Annotated in this window: 13 protein-coding genes and 2 pseudogenes; 6 read left to right on the forward strand and 9 right to left on the reverse strand. The window is 61.5% G+C overall.

The features are described from left to right. Positions 1 to 7 precede the first annotated feature (7 nt). Positions 8 to 1,156 (reverse strand): TDT family transporter, encoded by a 1,149-nt coding sequence (locus LRS56_16515; protein ID WDU60492.1) that lies wholly within the window; start codon positions 1,154 to 1,156, stop codon positions 8 to 10. A 77-nt stretch (positions 1,157 to 1,233) separates the two neighbouring features. Continuing rightward, positions 1,234 to 2,433: an MFS transporter gene (locus LRS56_16520; GenBank protein ID WDU60493.1), complete on the reverse strand. Its 1,200-nt coding sequence runs from the start codon at positions 2,431 to 2,433 to the stop codon at positions 1,234 to 1,236. A gap of 91 nt (positions 2,434 to 2,524) precedes the next feature. On the opposite strand from LRS56_16520, the pseudogene LRS56_16525 reads away from it, so the two are divergent. Continuing rightward, positions 2,525 to 3,063, forward strand: a pseudogene (locus tag LRS56_16525) (TetR/AcrR family transcriptional regulator). A 173-nt stretch (positions 3,064 to 3,236) separates the two neighbouring features. Here LRS56_16525 and LRS56_16530 read toward each other — a convergent pair. The 4 genes from LRS56_16530 to LRS56_16545 form a co-directional block, all read right to left on the reverse strand. Next, positions 3,237 to 4,016 (reverse strand): ABC transporter permease, encoded by a 780-nt coding sequence (locus LRS56_16530; GenBank protein WDU60494.1) that lies wholly within the window; start codon positions 4,014 to 4,016, stop codon positions 3,237 to 3,239. Beyond that, complete coding sequence (locus tag LRS56_16535) at positions 4,013 to 4,945, reverse strand: ABC transporter ATP-binding protein (protein ID WDU60495.1); 933 nt, start codon at positions 4,943 to 4,945, stop codon at positions 4,013 to 4,015. Before LRS56_16535 ends, LRS56_16530 begins: the two co-directional genes overlap by 4 nt. 134 nt (positions 4,946 to 5,079) lie before the next feature. Continuing rightward, positions 5,080 to 5,697: a glutathione S-transferase gene (locus tag LRS56_16540; protein WDU60496.1), complete on the reverse strand. Its 618-nt coding sequence runs from the start codon at positions 5,695 to 5,697 to the stop codon at positions 5,080 to 5,082. A gap of 56 nt (positions 5,698 to 5,753) precedes the next feature. Next, a complete protein-coding gene (locus LRS56_16545; GenBank protein ID WDU60497.1) occupies positions 5,754 to 6,413 on the reverse strand; it encodes a transglutaminase family protein in 660 nt (219 codons plus the stop codon). Positions 6,414 to 6,604: 191 nt separating this feature from the next. On the opposite strand from LRS56_16545, the gene LRS56_16550 reads away from it, so the two are divergent. Then, positions 6,605 to 9,052 carry an acyl-CoA dehydrogenase gene (locus LRS56_16550; GenBank protein WDU60498.1) on the forward strand — a complete coding sequence of 816 codons (2,448 nt, stop codon included), beginning with the start codon at positions 6,605 to 6,607 and terminating at the stop codon, positions 9,050 to 9,052. A 75-nt stretch (positions 9,053 to 9,127) separates the two neighbouring features. After that, positions 9,128 to 9,534, forward strand: a pseudogene (locus tag LRS56_16555) (dehydrogenase). 130 nt (positions 9,535 to 9,664) lie between these two features. Here the strand turns inward: LRS56_16555 and LRS56_16560 are convergent. Then, entirely contained in the window at positions 9,665 to 10,597 is a 933-nt protein-coding gene (locus LRS56_16560) for a LysR family transcriptional regulator (protein WDU60499.1), read from the reverse strand. A gap of 89 nt (positions 10,598 to 10,686) precedes the next feature. Here LRS56_16560 and LRS56_16565 point away from each other — a divergent pair, with 89 nt between their 5' ends. Next, the gene (locus LRS56_16565; protein WDU60500.1) at positions 10,687 to 11,313 is read left to right on the forward strand and encodes an alanyl-tRNA editing protein; all 627 of its coding nucleotides are present in this window, start codon (positions 10,687 to 10,689) and stop codon (positions 11,311 to 11,313) included. 209 nt (positions 11,314 to 11,522) lie between these two features. Here the strand turns inward: LRS56_16565 and LRS56_16570 are convergent, their stop codons facing one another. Together LRS56_16570 and LRS56_16575 are read right to left on the reverse strand one after the other, a co-directional pair. Next, positions 11,523 to 13,097, reverse strand: a complete 1,575-nt coding sequence (locus LRS56_16570; GenBank protein ID WDU65765.1) for an alkaline phosphatase D family protein — start codon at positions 13,095 to 13,097, stop codon at positions 11,523 to 11,525. Beyond that, positions 13,094 to 13,648 carry a GNAT family protein gene (locus LRS56_16575; protein ID WDU60501.1) on the reverse strand — a complete coding sequence of 185 codons (555 nt, stop codon included), beginning with the start codon at positions 13,646 to 13,648 and terminating at the stop codon, positions 13,094 to 13,096. Before LRS56_16575 ends, LRS56_16570 begins: the two co-directional genes overlap by 4 nt. A 190-nt stretch (positions 13,649 to 13,838) precedes the next feature. Between LRS56_16575 and LRS56_16580 the strand changes: the two genes are divergently transcribed. Then, positions 13,839 to 14,246 carry a biopolymer transporter ExbD gene (locus LRS56_16580; protein ID WDU60502.1) on the forward strand — a complete coding sequence of 136 codons (408 nt, stop codon included), beginning with the start codon at positions 13,839 to 13,841 and terminating at the stop codon, positions 14,244 to 14,246. 2 nt (positions 14,247 to 14,248) lie between these two features. Beyond that, positions 14,249 to 14,977, forward strand: coding sequence for an energy transducer TonB (locus LRS56_16585; protein WDU60503.1), 729 nt, complete (start codon positions 14,249 to 14,251; stop codon positions 14,975 to 14,977). Positions 14,978 to 14,982: the final 5 nt, after the last annotated feature.

A 14,982-nucleotide genomic window follows, 5' to 3' on the forward strand; every position in this document is an offset into this window, starting at 1 on the left:
ACTCCGCTTACTTATTCGCTAGTCCTGCAATGCAGGGCGAAACAAAAAGCTCGCCTTTATAGGCGCCCTGCACGGTGCGCGTGGCCACGATCAGCCACATCAGCGCCAATGCCACCACCAGCACGCAGCCGAATACGCTGAAGAACCCCAGTTGCAACAGGCCGGCCAGCTTCAGCGTAGCCAGGGCATACACCCCCAGCGGGAAGGTAAACCCCCACCACCCCAGGTTGAACGGGATACCGGCGCGCAGGTAACGCAGGGTGATCAACACCGCGATCAGCATCCACCACAAACCGAAGCCCCACAGAGTAATGCCGGCCACCAGGCCCAGGCCGTTGGCCATTTCGCCGACGCCCTGCACGCCATTGGCGCTGAAGATCGCCGGCGCGTCGCCGCCCAGCAACAGCATGCCGAGGGCGCCAGTACCGATGGGGCCCAGCGCCAGCCAGCTCGACGCGGCCATATTGGCGGGGGGCAGTTTGTGCAGGGCCATGCGCAGCATCAGGATGGTCAGGATGCTGAACGCCACCGGCAGCGAAAATGCCCAGAGCACGTAGCTGGTCACCAGCATTACCAGTTGCGCATGGGCGTCGGCCAAATGCGGTGCCAGCAGACCACCGCTGGCCGCCGCGACTTCAGCGGCGACCACCGGCAACAGCCAAACGGCGGTCATCTGGTCGATGCTGTGTTCCTGGCGCGTAAACATCATGAACGGGATCAATACACCGCAGGCCACGGCCATCGCCACGTCCAGCCACCACAAGGCTTGAGCCAACGGGATGACCTGACTGCCCCAGCGTGGCAGGCCAAACAGCAGCAAGCCGTTGAGAATCGTGGCCAGGCCCATGGGGATGGTGCCGAAGAACATCGAGACGGTGGAGTGCCCGAAAATGCGCCGCGCCTCGTGAAAAAACATCACCCAGCGTGCCGCATACAAAACACTGAACAGCACAAACAGGCCAATGGTGAACAGCCACAGCCCTTCGGCAATGGCCTGCAGCCCCGGCAGGTTGACCGGCAGTTGCGCCAGGGCAAGGGCCAGCACGCCGGTGCCCATGGTGGCGGCAAACCAGTTGGGGGTGAATTGGCGAATCACTTCCCGGGGACGGGTCAGGTGACTGAAGGGTTTGTAACTGAGGGTGTTCGAGCAGGTCATGATGGCAATCCTCTTCCTCGCATGAGGTTGAAGCCATCATAGAATCTGATCGAATATCTATATAACGGGTAATATCTCTAACTGTTATCTGTTTTACCTATATAAGTCAGGCGCCGCTCCTGCCAGATCAACGCGGCCAAGGCCCCCACGGCCAACAGGATCAGTACTACACCGTAGCCGTCGGTGGTGGCGATCAGGCCAAAACTGCGAATCAGATTGCCCGCCAGCAACGAAGGCAGGCAGAACGCCAGGTAACTCAGCACATAGAATGCCGACATCAAGCCCGCCCGCTCATGCGGTAAGGCCAGTGGCACCACACTGCGCAAAGCACCTAGAAAACCCGCGCCAAAGCCGCTGCCGGCGATCAGGGTGGCGATAAAAAACAGTGGCAGGCTGGCGCTGTGTACGGCAGCGAGGATCAGCGTCACGCCGATCGCCAGCAACCCGGCGCCGAGCCGCAGCACCTTGTCGGCCGGGCGATTGCGCAGGGTGAAAATCATCAATGCCCCGCTCAACGTCAGCACCGCCACCAAGCCGCCACCGATCAGGTTGGAGGTCGAACCGGTGGCGGCCCGCACCAGCGAAGGCGCCAGCGACAGATAGAAGCCGCCCATCGCCCACACCGCCACATCCACCGGCAACGACAACCACAACGCCCGGCGCGCCTGCGGGGGTACATGCAAGGTCGGGCGCAGCGACGCCAGTCCACCGGGGATACGGCCCACGGTTTCCGGCAGGCGCCATACATACGCGGCCTGCAACAGCATCAGCAGCAGTAGCGTCCAGTAGATCAATTGGGTCGGCAATGGCGCGAACTCCACCAACAGGCTGCTGCCCATTGCACCGCACGCCATGCCCAGCAAAGGCGCCACGCTGTTGACCAGCGGGCCCTGCTGGCGATCGGTATCGAGCAATGCCGCGCCCAGCACGGCGGTGGCCATGCCGGTGGCAAACCCTTGCAAAGTGCGGGCGGCAATCAGCCAGATCACACTGCTCTCATTGATAAACAGCAACATCGCCAACATATTCAGGACCAGTGCCGAAAAGATCACCGGCTTGCGCCCCAGGTGGTCCGACAGCGAACCAACCGTCAGCAGCGCCGCCAACAGGCTCATGGCGTAGACACCGAAGATCAGCGTGAGCATGCCCGCGGAAAAATGCAGGCCCTCCTGATACAAGTGATACAAGGGTGTCGGCGCGCTGGAGGCGGCGAGAAAGGTCAGCAAGGTGATCGCGAGGAACACCAGGCTGGAACGATGAGACACTGGGCTGGACATGAGCACACTCCGCTAAAGCTAATATTTTGCTTTTGCGGAGTGTGCTACCCGCAAGCGCTTAAAGCAAATTCTTTGTGTTAAGGTTTTACGCATGGCGATAAAAGAAGGCCTGCGCCCGGGGGCCGAAGTGCCCGGGTTCAAGAATCAGTGCATAACGCCGCGCGCGAACTGCTGGAAGCCTATGAGCGTTCCAGTGTCACCGTGCCGATGATTGCTGCGCGGGCCGGGGTTACACCCTCGACCATTTACCGCCGCTGGGGCGACCTCTCCGCCCTGCTCGCCGACGTGGCGCTGGAACGCCTGCGCCCGGACAGCGAGCCCGCCAACACCGGCACCCTGCGCGGTGACTTGCGGGCCTGGGGCGAGCAATACCTGGATGAAATGAGTTCGGAGCCGGGGCGCAACATGATGCGCGATTTGCAGTGCATGGTGACCCCGGGCTACTGCGTGAGCATCTTGAGCGGACAGCTTCAGGCGATTGTGGACCGCTACCCGCACGGCTCACCGCCAAGCGTGGACCACCTGATCAACCTGCTGGCGGCGCCGACGGTGTTCCGCATTCTGTTTTCCACGGCGCCGCTTACAGTGCAAGAGCTGCACGCACTGATCGAACTGGCGCTGAAGGTCTAAATCCTTGCATCGTACAAAATGTGGGAGCTGGCTTGCCTGCGATAGCGGTGGTTCAGTCAGCAATTCTCTAATCGACAAACTGCTATCGCAGGCAAGCCTGCTCCCACATTGTCCTGTGTGTACTCAATAAAAAACGGCCTCATCAAGAGGCCGTTTTTTTCGCTCGCTTTCGATCAGGTACGCATGCCGCGCCCGCTCACCAGCAGCCGCGCACACCCGATATACAACACCACAGTCGCCACCACCATAAAGGTGATCGCCACGCTGATCTTGATGTCCGACACGCCCAGGATGCCGTAACGGAAGGCGTTGACCATGTGCAGCACCGGGTTGGCCAGCGACACGGTCTGCCAGAACGGCGGCAGCAAGGTAATGGAGTAGAACACCCCGCCCAGGTAAGTCAGCGGCGTCAGCACGAAGGTCGGGATGATCGAGATATCATCGAAATTGCGCGCAAACACGGCGTTGATAAACCCCAGCAGCGAGAAGATCGTCGCCGTCAGTACCACCACCAGAATGGTGACGCCCAGGTGATGCACTTGCAGGTGGGTGAAGAACAGCGACAGCAGCGTCACGATCACCCCGACCATCAAGCCACGCAGCACGCCGCCCAGGGTGTAGCCGATGAGGATGGTGTGCGGCGACACTGGCGAGACCATCAGTTCTTCGATGGAGCGCTGGAACTTGCTGCCGAAGAAACTCGAAACCACGTTGCCGTAGGAGTTGGTGATCACCGACATCATGATCAGGCCCGGCACGATGTACTCCATGTAGGTGAAGCCACCCATGTCGCCAATCTGGCGGCCGATCAGGTTACCGAAGATCACAAAGTACAACACCATGGTGATCGCGGGCGGCAGCAGGGTCTGTGGCCAGATCCGGGTAAAGCGCTTCACTTCGCGATAGACAATGGTTTGCAGCGCGACGATGTTGGGTTGCAGTTCGGAACTCATACCGCCACCTTCGCCAGATTTTTCTCCACCAGGGACACGAACAACTCCTCAAGGCGATTGGTTTTGTTACGCAGGCTCAGCACTTCGATTTGCTGGGCCGCCAACTGGGTGAACAGCGCGGTGATGCCCATGGCTTTGTCCACCTGCACCTCCAGGGTGTGGCTGTCCACCAGGCGGCTTGGGTAGCCCAGCAATTGCGGGGGCACCGACAGGTTGTTCTTCAGGTCGAGCAAGAAGGTTTCCACATGCAGCTGGCCCAGCAGGTTACGCATGCTGGTGTTCTCGACAATGGTGCCGTGGTCGATGATGCCGATGTTGCGGCACAGCTGCTCAGCCTCTTCCAGGTAATGGGTGGTGAGGATGATGGTGATGCCCTTCTCGTTCAGCTCGGTGAGGAAGGTCCACATCGAGCGGCGCAGTTCAATGTCCACCCCTGCGGTCGGCTCATCGAGAATCAGCAGGCGCGGTTCATGCACCAGTGCGCGGGCGATCATCAGGCGGCGCTTCATGCCGCCGGACAACGAACGCGACGGCACGTCACGCTTGTCCCACAGGCCCAATTGGGTCAGGTATTGCTCGGCGCGTTCCTTGGCGATTTTCGCCGGGATGCCGTAGTAGCCAGCCTGGGTCACGACGATGTCGAAGGTCTTTTCAAACTGGTTGAAGTTGAATTCCTGGGGCACCACGCCGATGGAACGCTTGAGCGCCGCCGGGGATTTGTCCAGGTCATGACCAAAGATATTCACGCTGCCGCTGGTCTTGTTGACCAGGGTCGAGAGGATGCCGATGGTGGTGGATTTGCCGGCGCCATTGGGGCCGAGCAAGGCGAAGAAGTCACCCTCGGCAACGTCCAGATCGATACCACTCAGGGCCTGGAAACCGTTGCCGTAGGTTTTGGTTAGCTGCCGGATGGACAGAGCGGAACTCATATCGGAATACGCACCAAAGAAGGGAATAGAAACAATAGATGAGGGCGCAGCCCAGGTAGTTCAACGGCGGCGCAGGGCGAGCATGGTGCTTGCCCACGCCGCACAAGTACAGTCACCCGTATTAATAGTGGGTATTAAGTCAACGCGGTCATCACCGCTTTGCGGTAGGCCGGACGCTGCTGAAGGCGCTGGTACCAGGCCTCAAGATGGGGCATCGAAGGCCGTTCGATAGGCATTTCAAACCAGGCGTAGGCAAAGCTGCCCAAAGGAATATCACCCATGCCGATCTCGTTGCCCGACAAGTAGGGTTGCTCGGCGAGGGCTTTATCCACCGTGCTCAGCGCATCGATACAGGCTTGGCGCCCGGCATTGATGCTGTCCCAGTTCTGTTTTTCCGCAGGGGTGCGCAGGATGCCCCAGAACACCGCCTTGAACGGTTCGGCCAGGGTCGAGGTGGTCCAGTCCATCCACTTTTCCGCGTTGGCCCGCACTTTCAGATCGCTCGGGTACCAGCTCGACTGCTGCTTGGCGCACAGGTAGCGCACGATGGTATTGGATTCCCACAGCACAAAGTCGCCGTCTTCGATCATCGGCACCCGGCCGTTGGGATTCAGCGCTCGGTACTGCGGCGTGTCGACCACCCCAAAAGCCCCGCCCGCATCAATTGCCTCATAGTCCAGACCGAGTTCCTCGGCGCACCAGAGTGCCTTCCTGACGTTTGATGAATTTTTACGACCCCAGATTTTCAGCATGACCGCGCCTTATTGTTGATAAACATGGCTTGATGAACCCAGCAGCATACGCCGGTTCACCCGCGGCTTAAATCGCTCTGCATATCGCCCAGCAGGCTCGGCATGTCGTCGCCGAACAGGTGCGGGTAACACTGCTGAATATGGCTGAAGTAAAACGCCTCGGGCACGTCGGGAAACTGCCCATGGTCCAGAACGTACTCCATCGAGCGCCGGCCCTGGCGATTGAACGGATGGAACACGCTGTCGTTGACCCCGTCGAAATCCAGCGGCGGCACATCGAACAATTCGCACAGCTGGCTGTTGAAGGCCGGCGTGGCCTTGACCCAGCGCCCGTTCAGGTAAAGCTCGGTGTAGCCGTGCATGGCAAACACGTCACTCTTGAGCAACGCGATCAGGCGTGGCGTCGACAGGTGATTGCGCACATCCGCCAGGCCGATGCGCGCCGGGATGCCGCAGTGGCGGGCGCAGGCCGCAAGCAAGGTGGCCTTGGGCACGCAGTAGCTTTCACCGGCGGCCAGCGCAAAGCTGGCGTTCAAGGTGTCTGGATCGCGGCTGAACGTGTAGGGGTTGTAGCGAATCGCCTCACGCACGGCGTGGTAAAGGCTGACCGCCTGGTCACTTAAATCCGCGCTGGTTCCGCGATGTTTTTCGGCGAACTCCACCACCGCAGGGTGGTCACTATCGATGAAGCGGCTGGGACTCAGGTACGTATCCATGAGCTTGATCTCCGGGGGAAGCCTGGAGTTTAACGGCAGGTCGGCCATCGCGATAACGACGATTCGGCCAAATGTCGGCGCCTGGTGGTCGGCGCTCCCAGCACAACTCGTTACACCCTGATCACCCCGCTTGTTCGGATGCCGACTAAGCTCCTTGGTGGTTTCGCCCCTGGTTTCACGGAGGATTGAATATGCTGTTGTTGTGGATACTGGTTCTGGTGGTCGGCATTGCCTACCTGGCACACCGCCGCGTCGCCCCACTGCCCGCGCTGGGTGTGGTCGCTGTGTACCTGCTGGCGATGGGCGCCTGGAGCCACGCACCGGGTTGGCTGCTGCTGGTCTTCTGGGTGTTGATCGCTGTGGTGGCCGCGCCCTTGCTGCTGCCCGACCTGCGTCGCCAATACTTCACCAAGCCGCTGTTCAGCTGGTTCCAGAAAGTCCTGCCGCCGATGTCCGAGACCGAGCGCGATGCCATTGACGCCGGCACGGTGTGGTGGGACGGCGAACTGTTCAGCGGGCGCCCCGACTGGGACAAATTGCTGGCCTACCCCAAGGTGCAACTGACCGAAGAAGAACAGGCGTTTATCGACGGCCCCACCGAAGAACTCTGTGCCATGGTCAGCGACTGGGAAATCGGTCAGGCCATGGACCTGCCGCCCGCCGCCTGGGAGCACATCAAGACCCACGGCTTCTTTGCCCTGATCATTCCCAAGGAGTACGGCGGCAAGGGTTTCTCGGCCTATGCCCACTCCCAGGTCGCGATGAAACTCGCCACCCGCAGCGGCGATCTGGCGTCCACCGTGATGGTCCCCAACTCCCTCGGCCCGGCCGAATTGCTGCTGCATTACGGCACCGACGAGCAACGCAACCACTACCTGCCGCGCCTGGCGCGTGGCGATGATATTCCGTGCTTTGCGCTGACCGGCCCGCTGGCCGGCTCCGACGCCGGCGCCATGCCCGACACCGGCGTGATCTGCAAAGGTGAGTGGGAAGGTAAGGAAACCCTCGGCCTGCGCCTGAACTGGGAAAAACGCTACATCACCCTTGGCCCGGTTGCGACCCTGCTGGGCCTGGCCTTCAAGGCGCATGACCCGGACCACCTGCTGGGCGAAGAGGAAGACCTGGGCATCAGCCTGGCGCTGATCCCCACCGACACCCCGGGTGTGGAAATCGGCCGTCGTCACCTGCCCCTTGGCGCCGCCTTCATGAACGGCCCCAACTCGGGCAAGGATGTGTTCATCCCCCTGGAATTCCTGATCGGGGGCCAGGAGATGCTCGGCAAGGGCTGGATGATGTTGATGAACTGCCTGTCTGTAGGCCGTTCGATCTCTCTGCCGGCCGTGGGCACCGGCGCCGCCAAGTTCACCAGCCTGGTGACCGGCCAATATGCCCAGGTTCGCGAACAGTTCAACGTGCCACTGTCGGCCTTCGAAGGTATCCAGGAAGCCCTGGCGCGCATCGGCGGCAATGCCTGGCTGATGGACAGCGCACGCATGCTCACCGCCAACGCCGTGGACCTGGGGGAAAAACCCTCGGTGCTGTCGGCGATCCTCAAGTACCACCTGACCGAGCGCGGCCGCGAGTGCATCAGCCATGCGATGGATGTGCACGGCGGCAAGGGCATCATCATGGGCCCCAACAACTACCTGGGCCGCAGCTGGCAGGGCGCGCCGATTTTCATCACGGTGGAGGGCGCGAATATCCTCTCGCGCAACCTGATGATCTTTGGCCAGGGTGCGATTCGCTGCCATCCGTTCGTGCTCAAGGAAATGGCCCTGGCCGGGCGCGAAGACCATGACCAGGCACTGAAGGAGTTCGACGGGCTGTTGATGCAGCACATCGGTTTTGCCGTGAGCAACGCCGCCAGCACCCTGGTGCTCAACCTCGGTGTTGGGCACTTCGAGAAAGCCCCGGGCAACCGCTTGAGCCAGGGTTACTTCCGTGCACTGAACCGTCAGGCCGCCGCCTTCGCCCTGCTCGCCGACCTGAGCATGATGCTGCTGGGCGGCGAGCTGAAACGGCGCGAACGCTTGTCGGCTCGCCTGGGGGATGTGCTGAGCCATATGTACCTGGCGTCGGCGGCGCTCAAGCGTTATCACGACCTGGACTCGCCGGACCACCTGGAACCGCTGTTCGCCTGGGCCATGGAAGAAAGCCTCGGCGAGTCGGAGCGGGCACTGGATGAATTGCTGAGCAACTTCCCGAACAAGGTGCTGGGTTGCCTGCTGCGGGTGATCGTGTTCCCGTTCGGGCGTCGCCATACCGGGCCGTCCGATGCACTCGATGCCGAAGTGGCGGCAGTGATTGGCCGCGCCAAAGGCGACCCGACCCTGGAAGAGCTGCTGGCCGGCTGCTACCGCCCGCAATCGACGCATGATCCGGTGGGCGCGCTGCAACATGCCTACGACCTGCTCGGCGCCAGCCATCCGTTGCAGAAAAAACTGCATGCCGCGCTCAAAAGCGGCCAGGTCAAACCGACCGCCGGGGAGCACGCCATTGATGCGGCGTTGCACGCCGGGGTGCTGCAACCGGCCGAAGCGCAAACCCTGCGCGACGCCGAAGCGGCACGGCGCAAGGTGATCGACGTGGATGATTTCAGCAAGGAGGAGCTGGAACACACCGAGGGCAAGGTCCGCTGAGTCGAGCGGTCATATAAATACGGGCGCGGGGGCTATATACTCTCGCGCCCGTTTTTGCTTTAGAGGACTTATCTCGTGTCCAACGTCGTTGCCGATCATCTCGTCTTGCTCGACCACTTGCGCAGCATCCTGGTTGCCGTCGGCGAAGCCGAACAGGTGCCCGAGGAAAGCCACACCCTGTTCTGGAGCGTTTCGACGAATTGCGCGCCCTGCTGCCGATCGACCCGATCGAAAGCCAGTATTTGGGCCAGGACCTGATGAGCCAGGTCATCCTGCGTTACCCGCAAATTGCCCACCTGGTGCCCCGCGACCTGCTGTGGTTCTTCGGTGGCGATTGCCTGCATTTCATGCCCGACGAAGAACTGGACCTCTACCAGGCCCTGGAAGAGCGGCGTTTTGAAGCCGAACAGAACGACGAACCGTTCGACTGGAACCAGGAAAAGCAGCTGCTGGCGATGCCGCAGGATCAGAGCAAGCACTGACTTTTCAGACCTGCGCAATGCCAAATGTGGGAGCGGGCTTGCTCGCGAATGCGGTGTGTCAGTCGCTGAAGACAGTAACTGACACACCGCATTCGCGAGCAAGCCCGCTCCCATAGTTTCTAGCGTATTCCTATCGCCGCCGCAGCGTCGGCTCTGTCGCCATGCACGCCACCAGATAATCAATAAACACCCGCAACTTCGGCGGCAGGTACCGCGTCGGCGAATGCAGCAACCACGCCTCGCCATGGTAGGACGCAATAAAGTCCCACTCCGGCAATACCTGCACCACCCGCCCCTCTTCCAAGGCATGGCGCGCCGTGAAATACGGCAAGCTGCCGATCCCCACATGCTGCAACACCGCATCCAACCGCACCCCGGTGTGGTTCGCCGCATAACGCCCACGCACGCCTACCGTCACGGTCTTGCCCGCCTGGCGAAACTTCCAGCGTGAGTCCGCCGGGGTCTCGCCCAAGTAGATGCAACTGTGCCCGGGCAAATCATGCGGATGGCCCGGCGTACCGTGCTCGGCCAGGTACTGCGGGGTTGCACACAGCAGGTGTTCGATCGGCAACAACTGCCGCCCGACCAGCCCCGGCGGCGGGCTGTCGGTGATTCGAATGCTCAGGTCAACATTGTCGTCGATCAGGTCCATCGGGCGGTCTTCAAGGATCAATTGCACATCGACCTTGGGATAACGTCGCAGAAACTCCGGCATATGCGGGTGCACCACAAACCGCCCCACCGCCTTGGGCACGCTGACCCGTACCAGGCCCTCGGCCTCGTGGGTGAACTGCCCGCTGATTTCCATCACCGAGCGCGCAGCGTTGAGCATCTCCTGGCAGCGCGTGAACACTTCTTCACCGCCCTCGCTCAGGCGTAACTTGCGCGTCGTGCGCTGCAGCAAGCGGGTCGCCAAGGCCTTTTCCAGGCGCGAAATACTGCGGCTGACCGCCGAGGGCGAAACACTCAATTGCCGAGCCGCTTCGGAAAAGCTGCCGGCTTCCACCACTTTGACGAAAATCGCCATTTCGCCCAGTAATGGCAAAGGAAGATTGATGCTCATAGCGCACAGGTCCATTGATAGTGGAGCGGATTATCACCCAATCACGCACAATTTATACTGCGCGCAGAACCTAGATGCGGATGTAGATCATGACCGAGCGCCTGTTTTTCACCCACGACCACCTGACTGCCGAGCTTGAAGTGCTCAGTTGCAGGCCGCACGAAGACCACTATGCGGTCATTTTGCAGTCGACGATTTTCCACCCTCAGGGCGGCGGGCAGCCGTTCGATACCGGCTGGCTTGGTGCAAGCCAAGTGCTGCGGGTCACCCAGGAAGCCGAGCGCGTGGTGCACTATGTCGCACAGCCTGTGGCGCCAGGCCCGATCAGCGCCCGCGTCGATGAACAGCGTCGTGCCCTGCATACCCGCCTGCATTCCGCCGGGCACCTGATCGGCAACGCCGGCGAAACCCTGGGCTGGATGCCGATCAAAGCCCATCACTGGCCGGGCGAAGGCAAGATCACCTTCATCCGTGGCGAAGCCGCGCAGGCCATCGAGGCCGAGGCGATTCAACAACAGGTCAACCAATGGATCGCCGCCGACTACCCGCGCCATATGACATTGGAAGATGGCACTCGCGAAGTCGGTTTCGGCGAGCTGCCCGCCTATGCCTGCGGCGGTACCCATGTGCAAACCTTGGGTGAACTGGGCCAGGTCAGGATCCTGGCCCTGTCGGAAAAAAAGGGCGCGTTGTCGGTGCGCTACGAAATCGCCTGAGGCGGCACATCACGCCTATGGCAGTCGGGCTTCTTGTGACAATCGGGCTTTTTTGTGGCGAGCGGGCTTGCCCGCGCTGGGCTGCGCAGCAGCCCAAAAACCTGTTGCGAGGTTTATCTGACATAATGCGGAGTCCCAATCAGGGCCGCTTCGCAGCCCAACGCGGGCAAGCCCGCTCGCCACAACAAGCCCGCTCGCCACAGGAAGCGCTACATCGCTATCGCCCCCGCCCGCCCCGGCTCCACCACAAACGACTTCAGGGTCGAAACCGTAGCGGCCGGGTCGCGTGGGTCACTGATCACCCGCAAGTGGGTCAGCATCCTTGAAGCCTCCAACTCCACCGACACATACCCACGCTGGCGACTGTCGAAAAACCTCACATGAGGGTTCAGCGGCAAGAGCTGGCTGAACGCCTCGAAGGGCGGCCCGTCGGAGGTCACTGATGAGCCCACGAACTCGGTGGCCACAATCGGTGAGTCCAGGTCATTGCCGTCGGCATGCAGGTCCGTGGCCCAGAACGAATGAATATCACCGCCCCAGAACACCGGATTACTCAACCGGTGACGCTGGATCGACGCCAACATCCGCACGCGGTTAGCCATATAGCCGTCCCAGCCATCGGTCCAACGCCCCGGCTTGTGATTGCTCAAATCGCGCTGCATCAGTGGCGCCACCAGCAGGTCCTGCGCGATCACATTCCACTGCGCCTTCGATTGCGCAAAACCCTGGTCCAGCCAGGCTTCCTGCTGCCAACCGAGCAGGGTCCGGCCCGGGTCGCGCAAGTCGCTGCAGGTGTTCGCGGCGATATGCCCCTGATGGCTGCCATTGGCCGCAATGCACGGTTGCTCGGAGCGATATTGCCGACCATCCAATACATGAAAACGCGCCAGCCGGCCGTAGTCCAAACGCCTATAGATGCGCATGTCGGGGCCGTTGGGCCGGCTGCCGGCGCGCAGTGGCATATGTTCGTAAAAAGCCTGGTAAGCCGCCGCCCGCTGCTGCAGAAACTGCGCCACCGGAATCTTCGGGTCCTGGGACCAGCGGTTGGCGTAATCGTTTTGCACCTCGTGATCGTCCCAGGTCGCCACGCTGGGCGCCGTGGCATGCAGGGCCTGTAAGTCGGGGTCGGTCTTGTACAGGGCGTAGCGATTGCGATAGTCGCTCAGGCTCACCGCATTGCCGCTGCCGTGGGGGCGGATGACCTTGCCGGAGTCCGCGGCATAAGAGCTGTCGTAGATATAGTCACCGAGGAAAAACACCAGGTCGGGCTGCTCTGCCGCCAAGTGCCGATAGGCGCTGAAATAACCCCGCTCCCAGTGCGAGCAGGACACAAACCCCACACGCGCCGACGCCATGGCCTGCAGCGGCGGTGCCGTGCGGCACTGCCCCACTGGGCTCTGCGCGCCCAGGCCTTCGAACTGGTACCAGTACGGCCTGCCCGCCTCCAGCCCCGTCACCTCCACATGCACCGAATGGGCAAACCGCTCGGTCGCCATGACCTCGCCCTGGCGCACGATCCGCGTCATTGCGGCATCGCTGGCCACCCGCCAACGCACTGGAACTGCACGACTCAAGCCACCCCGGCCGTCCCGCGCATTGAACAGCGGCGCCAGACGCGTCCAGAGCACAAACCCATCCGGCAACGGATCGCCCGAGGCCACCCCCAAAGTAAACGGATAGTCGACCCCGGCGCTGCGCGCAAAGGGGCTGAGGATCGAAAACGCGCTAGCCACGGCCAGCCCGGCGAGCACCCGACGCCGATCAGGGTCCACCGCGCCGCTCACAGTCGGTACTCCCAATCCTCACGCACCGTGGCGAATACCAGCATGTCCTCATGCACACCGTTCTTGAGAAACGCCCCACGCATGCAGCCCTCGTAATGCAGGCCGATTTTCTCCATGACCCGCGCCGATTCCTTGTTGCGGCTGAAACATTGGCTGCCCACGCGATACAGGCCCAGTTCGGCAAACCCGTAGTCCATCAGCGCCTTTGCCGCTTCGGTCGCATACCCCTGATTGCGCACATCCGCAGCCGCCCAACCGCCGAGGTGCCCGTACTGATGCGCCGCATTGATGCGCAAGCTGGCGACACCAACCAACTCGCCCGTGTCACGCAGATGCACCCCAAGGCTCAACAAGCCCGTCGAACGATATTTCGCCTGCATGCCGTCGATGAAATCCAGGGCGGTGTGCAGGGTGTAGGGCGATGGAATGCTGGCGGTGTTGTCGGCGATCTTCGGGCCGTTGGCGAGAGCGCACAACGTCTCGGCCTGGTGTTTTTCCAGGGCGCGCAATAACAGACGCGGGGTGGACAAGTGTGGCAATTGGCTACTCATGCGTGGGGGCCCTCGGTGTAAAGTTTTTGAGAATGTACCCGTGTCGTTGCATTTTTATTACGTCATAAAACTGCAAGGTAAAACGTCTGAAAGACGCGTCCTAGAGCACTCAAAACGTAAATTAAAGTTAACCAATCGGTCATTTTTGGTTGTTAGCGTGTCGCCCCTAATTCAATAACGGGGTAACGGAATGAGAACCTGGGATGAACCCAAGAAGCGCAAGGCACACATCGAACTGATCCCGATGATCGACGTGATGATGTTCCTCCATGGTGTTTTCGTGCTCGTGAGCCTGAACGTGATTCCCGCGCTCGGCATAAAGACCCAACTGCCCAGCGCCAGCAGTTCACAGCAGCTCAAACCACAGAACAAATTCATCCTGACCCTGGGCCTGGAAGGCCAGCTGCAACTCGACGGCAAAGACCTCACGGTCGACGCCCTGGTACCGGCGCTGAAGGCGGCGCAAAAGCCCGATACCAAGTCGACAATCATCGTCAACAGCGACAAGGGCGTAGAGGTTTCGCGCCTGGTGGAAGTGATGGACACCCTGCGTCTGGGTGGCTTTACCTCCGTCTCCATCGCTACGCGTAAGTCCTGATCATGTACGTTCTGTTTCGTGCGCGACAGCTGCTGGGCGGTGTCCCGGCCCTGATCGCCCTGGTGCTGATTGCACTGGGTATCCAGTCCCAGACGTTGAAGGTCGAGCCGGTGTACGACGAGTCGGCGGTCGAGCTGGCGTTGGTCGAGCCCGAGCCGCAAGAGGTCCCGGAGCCGGTCGTGGAGCAAGAGCCGCCACCGCCGGTGATCGAGGATGAAGAAGCCGAGCCGGCCCCGCCGCCGCCGCCGCCAAAGCCGTTGCCAAAACCCGAACCCAAGCCCAAGCCGAAACCCGTGCCCAAGCCGGTGGTAGCGGCCAAACCCACGCCGACCCCGCCACCGGTCGCCGCCGCCAAACCGGCCCCACCCGTGGCCTCCCCGGCCGCGCCAACACCTGCACCGCCGGCCCCGCCGAAGGTCGATGGCCAGGCCCTGGAAGGCGGCTACCTCAAGGGTTTGCGCAACGAGTTGGACACCTACAAGCAATACCCCACCGGGCGCCAGGCTTCCCTCGAACGCCCTACCGGCGAAGTCGTGGTCTGGCTGCTGGTAGACCGCCAGGGTCGCGTTCTGGACTCCGGCCTGCAAACCCAGGCTTCGAGCATGTTGCTCAACCGGGCCGCCACCAACAGCTTGCGCCGTATCAAGCAAGTCAAGCCGTTCCCCGAGCAAGCCTTTGGGGGGCGTAACGAGCAGCGCTTCACCGCCACCTTCAACTACAGCGTGCAATAAGCACC

The sequence above is a fragment of the Pseudomonas poae genome, from assembly GCA_028869255.1.
Lineage (GTDB): Bacteria > Pseudomonadota > Gammaproteobacteria > Pseudomonadales > Pseudomonadaceae > Aquipseudomonas > Aquipseudomonas poae_C.

What these genes read in the sequence shown, in the direction of transcription:
- LRS56_16515 (WDU60492.1), bottom strand. Translation starts at nt 1,156, where the DNA reads ATGACCTGCTCGAACACCCTCAGTTACAAACCCTTCAGTCACCTGACC.
- LRS56_16520 (WDU60493.1), bottom strand. Translation starts at nt 2,433, where the DNA reads ATGTCCAGCCCAGTGTCTCATCGTTCCAGCCTGGTGTTCCTCGCGATC.
- LRS56_16530 (WDU60494.1), bottom strand. Translation starts at nt 4,016, where the DNA reads ATGAGTTCCGAACTGCAACCCAACATCGTCGCGCTGCAAACCATTGTC.
- LRS56_16535 (WDU60495.1), bottom strand. Translation starts at nt 4,945, where the DNA reads ATGAGTTCCGCTCTGTCCATCCGGCAGCTAACCAAAACCTACGGCAAC.
- LRS56_16540 (WDU60496.1), bottom strand. Translation starts at nt 5,697, where the DNA reads ATGCTGAAAATCTGGGGTCGTAAAAATTCATCAAACGTCAGGAAGGCA.
- LRS56_16545 (WDU60497.1), bottom strand. Translation starts at nt 6,413, where the DNA reads ATGGATACGTACCTGAGTCCCAGCCGCTTCATCGATAGTGACCACCCT.
- LRS56_16550 (WDU60498.1), top strand. Translation starts at nt 6,605, where the DNA reads ATGCTGTTGTTGTGGATACTGGTTCTGGTGGTCGGCATTGCCTACCTG.
- LRS56_16560 (WDU60499.1), bottom strand. Translation starts at nt 10,597, where the DNA reads ATGAGCATCAATCTTCCTTTGCCATTACTGGGCGAAATGGCGATTTTC.
- LRS56_16565 (WDU60500.1), top strand. Translation starts at nt 10,687, where the DNA reads ATGACCGAGCGCCTGTTTTTCACCCACGACCACCTGACTGCCGAGCTT.
- LRS56_16575 (WDU60501.1), bottom strand. Translation starts at nt 13,648, where the DNA reads ATGAGTAGCCAATTGCCACACTTGTCCACCCCGCGTCTGTTATTGCGC.
- LRS56_16580 (WDU60502.1), top strand. Translation starts at nt 13,839, where the DNA reads ATGAGAACCTGGGATGAACCCAAGAAGCGCAAGGCACACATCGAACTG.
- LRS56_16585 (WDU60503.1), top strand. Translation starts at nt 14,249, where the DNA reads ATGTACGTTCTGTTTCGTGCGCGACAGCTGCTGGGCGGTGTCCCGGCC.